Origin of the sequence: Dictyobacter kobayashii (assembly GCF_003967555.1) — a bacterium.
Classification (GTDB): Bacteria; Chloroflexota; Ktedonobacteria; order Ktedonobacterales; family Ktedonobacteraceae; genus Dictyobacter; species Dictyobacter kobayashii.
In genome coordinates this window covers 4622039-4635744 of record NZ_BIFS01000001.1, presented here as the reverse complement: position 1 = coordinate 4635744, position 13706 = coordinate 4622039, and the positions used below count along the sequence as shown (strand labels likewise).

Below are 13706 nucleotides of genomic sequence, written 5' to 3'. Positions count from 1 at the left end.
TCAAGCACAGGCTCTTGAGGAGTATATAGTATGACAGTGCCATTTCACCTTCCAGACCTGGGAGAAGGGATCACTGAAGCCGAAATAGTCCGCTGGTTCGTCAAGCCTGGAGATAGCGTGACGCAGGATCAAGAAATCGTGGCCGTACAGACCGATAAGGCGGTAGTTGAACTGCCTTCTCCGGTAGCGGGGACCGTAGTTGAACTGGCGGTGGCAGAGGGAGAGATTGTAGCGGTGAAAAGTGTCCTGCTGACCCTGGATGAGATAGCGGATAAACAAACCCCGGCCCTGGCCAATAGCTATGCAGGCCAGTCTCAGGCAGTACCAGCCAACCAGGGGGCGACAGTAACGCATCAGGCGATATTGCCAGCCATCAAAACCAATCTGAGCAATGGTATCCATAAAGAAACTGTGTCAGCCAGGCATCCACAACGTGTGCTGGCCACGCCGGTCGCGCGCCGCATGGCGCGTGAGTTCGGCATCGATATCGCCACCATCAGCGGCAGTGGACACGCCGGCCGGGTGCGTACCGAAGATATACAAAAAGTTATCGCGCATCTGAATACCCAGACGCAGGCACCTGCGACACCTGAGCTAACCCAGGCGCCACCGGCAGTGACAAATATTCCTGTCCAAACAGGATCAGCCACAAAGCCCGGGACAGAGGAAGAGGAACGTATCCCTCTGCGTGGCCTGCGCCGGCGCATAGCAGAGAACATGGTACGCTCGGTCAGCACGATTCCCCAGGTTTCCTCACTGGTCGAAGTAGATGCCACCGGCCTGGTCGCCCTGCGCCAAAGTCTGCTCCCCCTGGCCGAGTCAGAGGGTATCAAGCTTTCATATTTACCCTTGATCATCAAAGCCCTGGTACATACGCTGCAACAATACCCTTATATCAATGCCATGATTGATGATAACAGCCAGGAAATTGTGCTCAAACATTGCTATCACATTGGTATCGCGACCGCGACCGGCGATGGCTTGCTGGTACCGGTCCTGCGCCATGCGGATCGGCTGACCATATTGGAGATCGCGCGGGAGATAACACGACTGGCCGAGGCTGGCCGTGAACAGAAGCTCAAATTAGAAGAGTTGCGGGGTAGCACCTTCACCATCAGCAACTATGGGACCGTTGGCGGCTTCTTTACCACCCCCATTATCAACCCAGGGGAAGCCGGTATCCTGGGTCTGGGTCGGATTAGCAAACGCCCCTGGGTGGTGGAAGACCAGATCGAGGTGCGCCCGGTCCTGCCACTATCCTTTACCGCCGATCATCGTTTGATCGATGGTGAACTGGCCATGCGCTTCCTGAACACGTTGATCGAGCTACTCGAACAGCCACAGCGCCTGTTGCTACATATGCGCTAATCACAAATCGGCTCATCAAGCCAGGGAAAAGGAAGCCATGCAACCAATTCCGCTCGACCAGCAGGCAACATTTAAAATCAGAGTTAGCAACCAGATGACGGTACAGTTCGAGGAACTGGGCGCGGTCCACCCAGTCTATGCTACTTATTGGATGACGAAGCATATGGAACTGGTAAGCCGCAAACTCTTACTGCCGTTTCTGGAACCGGGTGAAGAAGCGATTGGCCACGAAGTAACGGTGTGCCATATCGCTTCCGCACTGCCGGGCATGCAGGTAAGGATCACGGCCCACCATCTAAAGACCGACAGGAGCCGCATTTATATGCGTTGCCAGGCTTACAATGAGCTGGGCGATCTGATTGGCGAGGGTCAGACCACGCAGGTGCTACTCCCCTGGAAAAACTTGAGGCCAACTTCCAAAGGCTACAAACACGCTGGGAGCAATACAAGCAGACATCCCCTGGCTCTATCACCAGAGAATAGAGCTCAAATGCTTGCTCGCCTGTCCCCGTTTAGCCAGAAAGACTCGTGTAGTACAGTAACATGATAGAGACAAGATCCATACCCAGACTTTAACTTCAACGATACTCCATGTACGAAAGGCGCACTTTCTCATGACTGTACAGGATAAAACTTCGCCTGGTACGCATCCACATGTTGTTATTATTGGTGGTGGCTTTGGTGGTCTGCAGGCTGCTCTCGCGCTCGGCAAGAAAGAGCCAGCATTACAGCTCACAGTGATTGATCGGACTAATCACCATCTATTCCAACCCCTGTTATATCAAGTGGCCACAGCGGCCCTCTCGCCCGCCGATATCAGCACCCCGATCCGGCATGTCTTACGCAAGCAGAAAAACACGGTCGTGATCATGTCCGAAGTAACGGGTATCAACATGGACGAGAAGCGTGTATACTTGCGCCACGGCAACATCAGCTATGACTATTTAATCGTCGCCACCGGTGCCCATGAGAATTACTTTGGCCATACCGAAAGCTGGAAACCACTGGCGCCAGGACTGAAATCTATCGAAGACGCCCAGGAGATCCGCCGCAAACTACTGCTGGCTTTTGAGAAGGCAGAGATTGAAACCAATCCAGAGCGCATCCAGCAGCTACTGACCTTTGTAGTAATTGGAGGAGGCCCAACCGGCGTAGAACTGGCCGGAGCCATCGCTGAACTGGCCTTTAAGACACTTATTCCCGAGTTTCGCCATATCGATCCAAGCAGGATTCATATCCTGTTGATCGAGGCCCTACCCAATATCCTGAACGCCTTTCCAGCAGAGCTTTCCAGCAAAGCCAAACATGAACTACAACGCCTGGGTGTAGATATCCGCGTCAACTCCCCGCTGGAAGAGATGACAACCGACGGCGTGATTGCCAGGGGAGAATGGATTCCCTCCGATACCGTCATCTGGACCGCAGGTGTGCTGGCTTCATCGGCAGGCAAATGGTTAAATGCAGAGACCGACCGGGCTGGTCGTGTCAAGGTGCTGCCTGATCTTTCACTACCCGAACATCCAGAAATATTTGTGCTGGGAGATACGGCTACCTTGATGCAAGATGGCAAGCCGCTGCCAGGCATTGCCCCGGTAGCGATGCAACAGGGGAGGTATGTGGCATCCGTGATTGGACAGAGGCTGACCAATAGTCAGCCGATCGCGCCATTTCGCTATCATGACAAAGGCTATATGGCTACGGTGGGACGTGCCTTCGCGATCGTAAACGTGGGTAAGATCCGCTTCGCGGGTTTTCTGGCCTGGATACTCTGGTTAGCGGTACATATTGTCTATCTGATTGGCTATGAAAACCGGGTGATTGTCATGCTGCAATGGGGCTGGTCCTATCTACGCTTTCAACGCCGGGCAAGGATCATTACGCGCTCGGCGTGGCTCTCCATTCCCCACCAAAAGAAAGCGTCGCAAAGCAAACATAATGGCGCTTGAAGCGAGGTTACTGAGCGCAACAAGAAACACGAAAAGTACGTGCGGGGCTTTTATGAAATAAGCTTGAAAAGCGCCTCTTGTAGGCGCTTTTCAATTGGGGTTATTGCATGTTTAATTTTACGTCTTCGCCGGCCTGTTTTTCGCCATGGGTAGTTAAACCTTTGACGATGGTGTACAGGAGGCCCATTTTGCCAGATGGGGCATCCCAGTACTCGGCACTCTGGACGTGGACTTTCAGGAGTACGATGTTGGGATCATCTTCGCCATTGGGGAACCAGGTTTTGAAGAAAGGATTCCAGAGATCTTTGATTTTCTGGCGATCTTGTACGATCTGGGCAGTACCTGACACAGATACGAACAGGTTATCACCAGGCTTGCTGTAGCTTAAATTGACCTGCTGATGCTGCTGCACGTCCTCCACCTTTGGGGAAGTAACATAGGTCAAAAACCAGAGATCACCATCAAACTCTAGCGCTTTAAAGTCCTGGGTGGCCATCGGTCGGCTATGCAGGCTTCCGTCTGGCTCGATCGTTGTCATCATCGCCATACGGATATCTTTAATTTTTTCACTCAAGAGTTTAGTATCGCTTTTATTTTCAGTATGTGCACTCATAAAACACCCTCCAATCTATTTCTACATGCAAACGCTCACAGGGAACGCATCTACTTTTTATGTACTTTTAGACTTGATGGATACAATTGGTATACGCAGGAACAAGTTAGGAGGATACAATATGAAACCCCTGGCAGCTATCTCTGAGGGCTGGCCCTATGCGTCTTCGGACCAGATTGTAAGTACGTTGGGAGCCTGGTCATCCAGGGTTGCCAGCTCATTTTTGACAGGCGACCAGGCGGCCAGGAGTTGGCCAGGAATCGTTAGCGAGGGATGGGAAGATTGGGCAGAGCCAATCAATAAACGCTTTTCGCTGGAGACCACAGTGATACGCCCGCGTGGAGAGAGCGTCAATAGGCGTGGTAAGGCAGGCAGGTGCTCCCAGTGCAATAGCTCGGCATGGGTTTGCCCATCCCAGCCCAGCACACGGCGATCTTTAGTCGCTACGACCAGCAGCGAACCGTCCCGTGACCAGCACAGGCATTGAATCTTCTGGCCCAGGGCCGCCACATGCCATACTGCCTGCTTTCCACCAACGGGCCAGCAGACCACTTCTCCATGACTGGAACCAGCAGCCAGGCGCGTACCATCCGGTGACCAGCTCAGGGTGCCAGGATTATCGCAGCGCATGGTCCCGGTAGAGATGTGCTGTGGCGTCAAGGGCCGTGCTTGCTGCAAACGCGCACGAGGGAGATGGTAAATCCAGATCGAGGCGTCGATCCAAATGGCTAGCTGATCCAGTATAGACCAATCCATACCCAGCGGCGCACTCATCGTCAGTTGCAAGGCATGAGGTAACAGGGTAGCGCGAGTGACATGCCAGAAGTATACCTTTCGATCGCCAGCCACGGCCAATACCTGGCTATCCGCCGACCAGTTCACGACACTGGCATGACCAGCGTTCGGAGTAGACACCAGTTGCAAATCATGGCCTGGCTGGTAGATATAGACAGAACCATAGAGTACACAGGCCAGGGCCATACCATCCGGTGACCAATGGAGGGCTTTAGGGCGCGAAGGAAGCGTCACACGAACAGGTCCTTGCAGAGGCAACGGCAAAAGTGCCATCCCCTCTGAACGTTCAAGCGAGATCGACTTAGGAGGCTTGATAGGCAGAGGCTCATCAAGCACGCGACCATCTTCACTATCAGTTAGTTCAAGGGGCAGAGAAAAACGAGGTGTTAGCGAGGCCGGGCCAGGATCTGGCTCAGTCTGGTCCTCACCATACGTATAGATCGCATGGCGCAAAGCCTGGGCAAAGGCCAGAACAGTGGGGAAACGGCGCTCAGGCCGCTTCTCCAGGGCTCGCAAAAAAACATTATCCACCAGCGCTGACTGTATACGCTCAGGTGATAAAACGCTGGGAGGTTGCGGAGGCGTATAGAGGTGGGCCTCCAGGTAGTACTGGCGGTTCTGGTCAGTGGTCTGGATCGGGAACTGTCCTGTCAACAAAACACAGGCCATGACAGCCAGCGCATACTGATCCGAGGCACAATTAACCTGCTGCTCAATCTGCTCGGGAGCCATAAAGGCGGGCGTCCCTACAATCTCACTGGCCATTTCAAAGGATTGATGCTTATAACGCGAAATACCAAAGTCAAACAGATAAAGGTAGACAGCGCGCTCAGGGACATTCACCGTACGATAGAGAAAATTGCCTGGCTTGACATCTTCATGCACTATTTGTGGATGGTGGCAATGTAGATACCACAGACAGTCCGCCGCCTGCAGCACAGCATCCGCCACCTGGCGTAGAGACCAGGATTGCCAGGGAGGGCGCTGGTTCATCAAAGTGGCCAGCGACCCTTCAGGAATATAGGGTGAAACCAGGTAAGGCACATTGCGCTGCTTATACAACATGTAACCAGAATCCAGCAAGGGCAAGATCTGAGGATGGCTCAGATCTTGCAGAATCGCGATTTCGCGCGCGAAACGCTCTTCGGTTTTCTGGTTACGCTGCTCATCACCCTCATGGACCCGCATGATCTTCACCACCACATCCAGATCCTTCTCATGATCATAGGCCAACCAGACCTCACTCATATGTCCACTCGGCAAGGTCCGCTTCAATTCATAGCGCTCGGCCCCCATTGACCCTCCCTATCAAAGCAAGCGGCCACGAGGACCGCATTTATGGATGTGAGCGTTGCGACTGGCTACTGCTGCTGGTTGGGCCTTTAGGCAACTGGCGCTGCATAGCCTGGTAACGATCAATCAGCTCACTCTTATCGTCCTCTAACTGCTCCACCTCCAGGCGTAAACGGTTGCGCTCTTTGGTCAATTGCTCAACCATAGCCTTGAGCCCATCTTTCTCGCGCAAAGCCTTCTTCAGTTCGTCTTCGTGCACGCCATGCGCATCGTTGACCTTCTCCAGTTCCTCTTCCAGGCTACTGATACGCGTCTGCTGCTCAGCCATCTTCACAGTAGAGGCCAGCAGGTCTTTCTTGAAGTTTTCGCGCTGAAGATCGTTCTCTTGCTGCAATTTTAGCAGTTGCGGCTCATAACGCCAGCCAAGCAGAACATTGGCAACCTCGCGCAAAGCGCCTTCTTCAGACTTATCTTCGCGCAACTCCTGTAGCTTACGCACATCCCATTGTCCACTGACCAGCAGACCACCCAGGGCACGCAAAGAGACGGAGAGCTCTTCAGGATACGGAGAGCCAGGTCGGCGATTCGCGATACCATAGCGATCAATATTATAAACGTAGTCTTTGACATCTTCTGGAGCAATAGTCATGCTCAACAGCGAGGCGACCTCAGCACGCAGAGCGGCAGGAGAATCGGGATCGTCAAACACCTCCAGCAATAGATGTTGCGTCTTGGGGCCAAGTAATAAGAAGAGATAGACCAGTTGTTTGCGCTGGAGCGGATTATCAATCAGCGCCTGCACCATATGATCGATAACTGTCTGCTCACCCAGCAACAGTAGCAGGGCCATGATGCGCAGGTTCGTCTCCTGCACAGTGCTGGTCTGCACAAATTCAATTAATTCTGGCACCATCACATGCTCTTGATACGGCAACTTGGCCTCTTCATGAATACGCTCCAGGAGGAGAGAGACAGCCATCGCAATATCATCCCGGTCATCCCCGACGAGCAATGAAACCAGCTCATTTTTGATCACTTCGGGTGGCATACTGCGAAAGACTGCCATCGCAGCCTCACGCCGCGCCAGATTGCTGCGATCACTCTGAGCGCTCCAGATAAAGGAGAGGGCCGGCACGCCAATCTCACTGAGAATAAACTGGGCCGACTTGGCCACGGACGGATTGGAATTGACGATCAGATCGCCCACACGCGAGACGACCAGGCCACCATTTCTGATCAAGGCGATCTCCGCCCCTGGCGACGCTCATCATTGAAGAGCGCATTCACCAGTTGATCCAAAATGGCCTCCTGGCGCGCGGGTTTGCGGGCCAGGCGCACAAAGGCTTCGGCCACATCTTCGATCAAACGCGCATCCTCCAGCCCATCCAATAGCGCAGGCATACTCACATCAGCCAGGGTCTCGGTGAGGAGCTCTAACAGAGCCTCGCGCGCGTACGGGGGCAAGGTCGGATGGAAGAGGCGCACCACTTCAAGCAGAGCACGTTGCTGCTCATCACCCTGCCGCTGGCGAACCAGGGCAATAATCACCCGCTGCGCAGCCTCCCGTGTACTGGCACGCTGGTCATTTAATCCGATCACCAATGGTCTGAGCACCGCCAGGCCATAGCGTGGCAACAGATCCGCGACCAGGACGCCACGTTCATGCTCACCCAGCAGACTCACCAGCGGCGGAATAGCTTCCTGAGGATACTTCAACAATAAGGCGCTGACCACATTGCGGGTCGCTGGTTGATCCAATGCATCCAGCAGGGCAGGCACAACGGCATGTCCAGGCATCTGCTCCAATGTCAGATGAATATATTCGCGCACCGACTCATCGCGATGGAGCAAGTTTTTCACCAGCATAGGAGCGGCATCCTTCCCCTTATCGCGCAAGACAGCGACTACCTGCTCGGCCTGGGCAACGCTGCGTCGCTGCTCTAGCACTGCTATCAGTTGCTCGCCCGGAAACGGCTCCATCATCATCAACGCACGTCGAACACGCTGCGTGACCACGGTTTCATTATTGGTATCCAGCGTTGCCACCAGGCCAGGGAAAGCCACCATTCCTAACTGACTGAGAGCCTGGATAGCTGCTTCATAGACCATAGTATGGCTCATCGACAATAGATTGAGTAGAGGAGCAACCACGCGTACATCTGAGAACTGACAGAGGGCTCGGATAATAGCGATGATCACCAGTTGCTCAAGCCGGGGTTGATCCAACAGATGGATCAAAGCTGGCACGGCCCGCACATCACGCAAATGCTCTAAGACCTGAACCAGGAAACGGGTACGGCCCGAAACAGCGGTGGAGAGGGCCTCAATAACCGGATCAACCACACTATCTCCGATCGATTCCAAAACAGTAGAGGCGCGCTCGGCCACCACATCATCGGCATCGGTTAAGATGCGCTCGATCAAGCCGGGAATGCTTTCAGGAGCATAGACCTGCAGGGCATGAAATACTTGCTGGCGCACCGACGGCTGGGGATCAGCCAGCAAACGCAGCAGAGGCTCCAGCGCACGGAAATCACGCTCTTCACTCAGGATCTGCACCACCCGTACCCGCACCACCTCAGAAGAATTATTCAAGCGCTCAATCAAACGTGGGACAGCCGAGGAACCAATCTCCTGTAGAGCCTGCACCATATTCTGGACTGCGGTAGCATCTTGTGACGACAGATAACCCAGTAAGGCATCAATCGCCTTTTCCCAGCGCCGCTCGCGACCTCCAGCAGCCGAAGAGCTCTTCCCCTGCTTGACAATAAATTCGCGTGCAACCTGCTGAGTCTCGGGCTCAGACTGATAATTCGAGGACAGCATGGGTACCACATGCTCAAGGATATGCTGATACTGCATCAGGGTTACCTGATATTTAGAACCATCTTGATCATCCAGAAAACGATCAATAATGGTCAGTAGAGCCTGGTGTACGCGCGCCTGGAAGGGGCCAGGATGGCGATTTTCTAATTCCAGCAAGGCACGATTCAAGATAAGTTGTGGTCCCAGCCGAATTAATGCATTGGTAGCACGCTGAGCAATGAAGAGATCGCTATCGCGTAAGCGCTCAATCAAGGGTTCAACCGCGCCACTCTGACTGGTCCAACCCAGGGTATTTACAGCGGCAGCCCGTAAGCGTAGTGAGCGTTCAGGAGCAGGCAAACTGAGATCAACGGCTCGCTCAACCACCGTTTCACCAAACCGTCCCAGCACCCGTACAATGCGCTTTACCTGCTGCTCATACGCCATGTCATCCACAGCATCCTGTAATTGAGTAAAGAGCAGATCTGGCACGACATTGCGATCCAATAAGGTCAACAATTCATCCACGCCGTCAGCCGTAATCAGTGGCAGTAGAGAACGATAGACCTCCTGGCCACCTTCTTCAGCGCAATGGGTGAAAATCAAGGCCAGTTCCTCGCGGGCCGCTTTATTGCGAACGGCCACCGAGAGCGCCTCTTCAATACTGGGCGGCAACGCCACACGATACTGGATCTCAGCCTGTGGAGGCGTCCATAGCACACCAATACACACCAGTCCCAGGGTAAGGGCCTGCAACACGTAGGCTTGATTGCTCAGGCCTAACAAGCCAAAGCATTCGGCCAGTTCTAGAGGATCATCCAGCAAGCCAGCCCAGATAGCGACCGGCTCACTCCAACGCCCAACATCCTCTAAGAGCTCTTCACGAATCGTCAGGGAGTTCTGTAAACGTGGCGCGCTGGCAACGAAATATTCCGCCACCAGGTATTCCGCAATCAACTCATGGCGAAAACTTAACACGCCATCCGGGCTAATCTCAATCAGGCCCGCGCCCTGCGCAAACTGCAGTAGCAGTGAGAGATCGTCATAAGGATCAGAACCAGGCTGGTTGTCAACGACAAAGGGTCCTTGCGCCGGATGCTCGTCTAACCAGAATTTGAGTTCATCGCGCACCTCATCGAAATTATGGGTAGAGCTCGAATTCCCCAGGGGAGTGACCGATAATTGGATCGCATTGCGGTCCTGGGCCCAGCGGGCCGCGCAGGCTACCTCGCTCAAGAAACGCACCACATCCTGTTCGGCCGGCGCACCACTGCCCCATTTTTCAATTTCCTGCTGCAACAGTTGCCGCACAGACTCACGCAGCAGGCGCCCACGCGTATCGACCTGCTTGCCACGCTCCACACCGATCTTATCAATAATCCCCATCAGAGTGAATAACATCATCGGATTAGTGCAGTGGTAACGCAAACGGCTACGGTCGATCACCGTCATAATCTGATCGGCGCTATGCTGCCACTGGGCATCTTGCCTATCCACATAGCGAGACACAAACTCCGCCACCTGCTCAGGCTGTAGAGGATACACCAGGACGCGCGCGGCCTGCCCATCCTCAACCAGCTGGGCAAATTCAGCCTGCTCGCGATAATCCACTTCACGACAGGTCATGACCAGGCGATTCTGCCCCTGGCGCATAATCTCAACCAGCTCATGGCTGACATGTGGGATGTAGCTACTATCCACCTCATTCAGTCCATCGCACAGTAATAATAGTCGACCCTGCGCAAACAGTGTAGGTAGATACGAACGCAAAAACCGCATCCCTGGCAGATCATTTTGCGTGATATAAGAAAGGAGAGAGGCAGTAGAATTAACACTATTCTCTTCATCGGGATTGTCAGATAAAGAAACATTAAGTTGTTGCTGTTTCAGAAACAAACTATAGTTTTTCATCGGCACATAGACCGGGATCTTGCTTTTACTGATAGCCAGACCCAATGTCTTTTGGGACGAAATATATTGATAGACCCGCAGAGCCATAGTTTTACCGGCACCCGGCACACCAAGTATTAATAGATGAGAGCGCTGATTCTCTACTAACTGCAGGATAGAAATCTGTTCATTGCGCTGCACCGCCCCACTTTGATCCTGGGCCTGCGCAAGATCGGTGGTCTGGCGAATATTCGTCAGAGCAGTTAGGGGCGTATATAAATCATGGTAGGCTTTTTGAGCTTCATGCACTGCACGGAGATAACGAGTAATAGCCAGGGGTCTGGCAACCAATAGAGAGATGCCGGTAAAGATACAGAGTTCTGGCAAAGCAATAATAAGAACAAAAGGCAGATTAGAGAGGAAATGGAAAGGAAAAAGGATACCAAAAACAATAAGTAAGGTGAGCAGGCAGGTTATGCCCAATCCTACCAGGAAGCAGAAAAGGATGCGCTGTGGCACCATAGGGGCCTGGCGCCCTCCGCTTATGCCCAGGGAGATAGTATTTTTTTGTACTTGTTTCATTTAGCATACCCCGGATCTGTTTTTATAAACATAATAAAAACAGTATATCGCAGTCAATCCATCTCAACAAGCAATTAGATATTTGTTCAGGGCTTTTTAAGACTCTCCGTCCTTCCGAGGGAAGGACGGAGAGGGAAGGTATGAAAAGCCCTGATATTTGTTCTTTGCGGGACATCAGTCCCATGGCGCCCCCTTTCTAGATGGTATGAAAGGATAAGTTATAGGGAGTGATTGGTTTTTTTGTAGGATATGTGTATTACTTTGATAGGATTGTCAATAAGATACTTGAATATATTGTGCTTATAACTCAACAATGTAGTGTGTTTAGCTCAATAAGCTCTAACAATTTTCCTATCATTTATATGTAAATGCGGTAGTTTTTTTTCTTTTTAAGGGGGTCTTGTATGGAGCCAACTGCTCCTTTATCAGCGCACAAAGCCGAGCAGGAAGATACATTACCAACCGACCAAGCACATAAACAAGTAGATACTTCTGAAGCTTCTATTGCGCAACCCGATGCAGAAAATTCTCGGCTTCCTCCATTCCCCACAGATAAGGAGAGCTCAAGTAGCACGAAAGAAGAGCTCTCAGAGAATGTTGATAAACAGAACCAGATACCTGTATCACGACCTGATTATAGAGGTGCCAGGACGAAACCATCCAAACAATTAAGCAGAAAAAAAGCCGCCGGGCTGATCCTTATACTTATATTTCTGGTCTGGCAGGCCGTTGATCTGGGACAGCCTCAATTTATTGGGTCACAAGGCTGGGCCAGCATACTCTACCCATCCAATTCAATAGCAGGTACATCTGGGGAGGCGAACGACGTTCTCTCTGGATTAACATCCAGTACGACTAATAAGGCCCACCGCAGCGCAAAACAGCCAGCAATTACACCCCAGGAATATATTAATCTCATCGTCGACAAGTTGTCCATGGATCAGAAACTAGGGCAGATGATGATGGTGCAATTTGTCGGTGCGACTGACGGACTGCAGCTCTCGACCATGATCAACCAATACCAGGTTGGGTCGGTCATCCTCTTTTCCGCTAATGGCAACATCATCGATAAGCCTCAATTTGAAACCCTGACACAGGCGATCCGTGATACCAGGATCGACCTACCGATTAGCATGGCGATTGATCAAGAGGGAGGCAATGTCGATCGCTTACAGCAACTGGATGGACCTCGTCCCTCGGCCGCCGCGCTGGGGGCTACAAATGATATCCAGAAAGTCACGGCAGCCGGGATACAGGATGCGCAGGATCTCTCTTCCTACGGTATTACGCTGAATCTGGCACCAGTGGTGGATGTAGACAACTCGGTCTCCTCAGAAATGCATCAGGATATGCGCACCTTTGGAACAACACCCGAAGTGGTCTCGCGCATGGCTGGAGCCTATCTACAGGGATTGCAACAGAGTCAAAAAGTAGTTGGCACGCTCAAACATTTTCCTGGCCTGGGAGATGCCACAGTCGATCCCCATGTAGGCTTGCCGAGTATCCAACGTACTAAAAGTGAGCTAGAAGCAATTGATTGGGCCCCCTATCGTACCCTGATTAAACAGGGGCAGGTACACGCCATTATGGTAACGCACGAGATAGTGCCCGCCATTGATGCCAGCAAGCCCTCTTCCCTCTCATCCAAACTGGTAACGGGCATATTGCGCGATGAGATGGGGTACCAGGGCGTAATTATGACAGATAGCTTAACGATGGCAGGCATCACAGCCTATTACACACCTGATCAAGCGGCCGCCATGGCAATTGAAGCTGGCTCGGATATCATTATGGGAGCTGCAAGCCCTAACGATGTCGCACAGATGATCAATGGTATCAAGCAGGCACTAAATAATGGAGGGATCCAACCATCCCGCATTGATGAATCTGTGCGCCGCATATTAATGATGAAATATCAAATGGGATTATTGCCCATCCCTAATAATAAATAGAAAGGCCAACAATGCTCTATCTACGCCTCATGCAACGAAGGACCCTGAATTATGGAGAGATTGCGCTCGGGGTCGCAGTGGTGCTGGAGACGCTGCTGGTTGCCAGCGCCCTGGTACCAGCGCAGCTCTGGACGCGCATCATGCCGTTCTCGGCCAATGCTGCCTTGAATGGCCCTTATCCGGCCAGCATTGCGCCCTTGATTACTCTGCTATTATATTTACTGCCAACCGCTATCGGTTTTAGCTGCCAACACTGGCAAAAAGCACTGCTGCTCGCTACACTACCAGCATGGATTGGTCTGGGCATCTTTCTGGTGGCGGCCACATTTAAAGTAGGCGCCTTCTATATGGTATCCCCTGACCATATCACGGCCAACGTGAGTTTACTAGAACTCTTCGCTGGACTAGGATCTATTGGCTGGTTAGCAAGATTTTTGTTTAAAATAAGTTAAAATACAAATT

Annotated in this window: 8 protein-coding genes and 1 pseudogene; 5 read left to right on the top strand and 4 right to left on the bottom strand. The window is 52.3% G+C overall.

Annotation, left to right across the window (positions count from 1 at the left end; all coding sequences use genetic code 11):
* The first annotated feature begins 30 nt into the window (after window positions 1-30).
* The 3 genes and pseudogenes from EL645_RS20270 (at window position 31) to EL645_RS20260 (ending at window position 3314) form a co-directional block, all read left to right on the top strand.
* Window positions 31-1368 (top strand): dihydrolipoamide acetyltransferase family protein, encoded by a 1338-nt coding sequence (locus tag EL645_RS20270; RefSeq protein ID WP_126552188.1) that lies wholly within the window; start codon window positions 31-33, stop codon window positions 1366-1368.
* Window positions 1369-1405: 37 nt separating this feature from the next.
* A pseudogene (locus EL645_RS20265) lies at window positions 1406-1851 on the top strand (thioesterase family protein).
* A 131-nt stretch (window positions 1852-1982) separates the two neighbouring features.
* Window positions 1983-3314, top strand: a complete 1332-nt coding sequence (locus EL645_RS20260; protein ID WP_126552187.1) for an NAD(P)/FAD-dependent oxidoreductase — start codon at window positions 1983-1985, stop codon at window positions 3312-3314.
* A gap of 100 nt (window positions 3315-3414) precedes the next feature.
* Here the strand turns inward: EL645_RS20260 and EL645_RS20255 are convergent, their stop codons facing one another.
* The 4 genes from EL645_RS20255 to EL645_RS20240 form a co-directional block, all read right to left on the bottom strand.
* A complete protein-coding gene (locus tag EL645_RS20255) occupies window positions 3415-3927 on the bottom strand; it encodes a pyridoxamine 5'-phosphate oxidase family protein (protein WP_126552186.1) in 513 nt (170 codons plus the stop codon).
* A gap of 156 nt (window positions 3928-4083) precedes the next feature.
* Window positions 4084-6018: a WD40 repeat domain-containing serine/threonine protein kinase gene (locus tag EL645_RS20250; RefSeq protein WP_126552185.1), complete on the bottom strand. Its 1935-nt coding sequence runs from the start codon at window positions 6016-6018 to the stop codon at window positions 4084-4086.
* A 40-nt stretch (window positions 6019-6058) separates the two neighbouring features.
* Window positions 6059-7255 carry a hypothetical protein gene (locus EL645_RS20245; RefSeq protein ID WP_126552184.1) on the bottom strand — a complete coding sequence of 399 codons (1197 nt, stop codon included), beginning with the start codon at window positions 7253-7255 and terminating at the stop codon, window positions 6059-6061.
* Window positions 7252-11292, bottom strand: coding sequence for a HEAT repeat domain-containing protein (locus EL645_RS20240; RefSeq protein WP_126552183.1), 4041 nt, complete (start codon window positions 11290-11292; stop codon window positions 7252-7254). Before EL645_RS20240 ends, EL645_RS20245 begins: the two co-directional genes overlap by 4 nt.
* 404 nt (window positions 11293-11696) lie before the next feature.
* Here EL645_RS20240 and EL645_RS20235 point away from each other — a divergent pair, with 404 nt between their 5' ends.
* Window positions 11697-13244: a glycoside hydrolase family 3 protein gene (locus tag EL645_RS20235; protein ID WP_126552182.1), complete on the top strand. Its 1548-nt coding sequence runs from the start codon at window positions 11697-11699 to the stop codon at window positions 13242-13244.
* A gap of 11 nt (window positions 13245-13255) precedes the next feature.
* Window positions 13256-13696 carry a hypothetical protein gene (locus EL645_RS20230; RefSeq protein WP_136625250.1) on the top strand — a complete coding sequence of 147 codons (441 nt, stop codon included), beginning with the start codon at window positions 13256-13258 and terminating at the stop codon, window positions 13694-13696.
* Window positions 13697-13706: the final 10 nt, after the last annotated feature.

Bases quoted from the DNA above. Each gene is read 5' to 3' on its own strand.
- EL645_RS20270 (WP_126552188.1), top strand. From the start codon at position 31: ATGACAGTGCCATTTCACCTTCCAGACCTGGGAGAAGGGATCACTGAA.
- EL645_RS20260 (WP_126552187.1), top strand. From the start codon at position 1,983: ATGACTGTACAGGATAAAACTTCGCCTGGTACGCATCCACATGTTGTT.
- EL645_RS20255 (WP_126552186.1), bottom strand. From the start codon at position 3,927: ATGAGTGCACATACTGAAAATAAAAGCGATACTAAACTCTTGAGTGAA.
- EL645_RS20250 (WP_126552185.1), bottom strand. From the start codon at position 6,018: ATGGGGGCCGAGCGCTATGAATTGAAGCGGACCTTGCCGAGTGGACAT.
- EL645_RS20240 (WP_126552183.1), bottom strand. From the start codon at position 11,292: ATGAAACAAGTACAAAAAAATACTATCTCCCTGGGCATAAGCGGAGGG.
- EL645_RS20235 (WP_126552182.1), top strand. From the start codon at position 11,697: ATGGAGCCAACTGCTCCTTTATCAGCGCACAAAGCCGAGCAGGAAGAT.
- EL645_RS20230 (WP_136625250.1), top strand. From the start codon at position 13,256: ATGCTCTATCTACGCCTCATGCAACGAAGGACCCTGAATTATGGAGAG.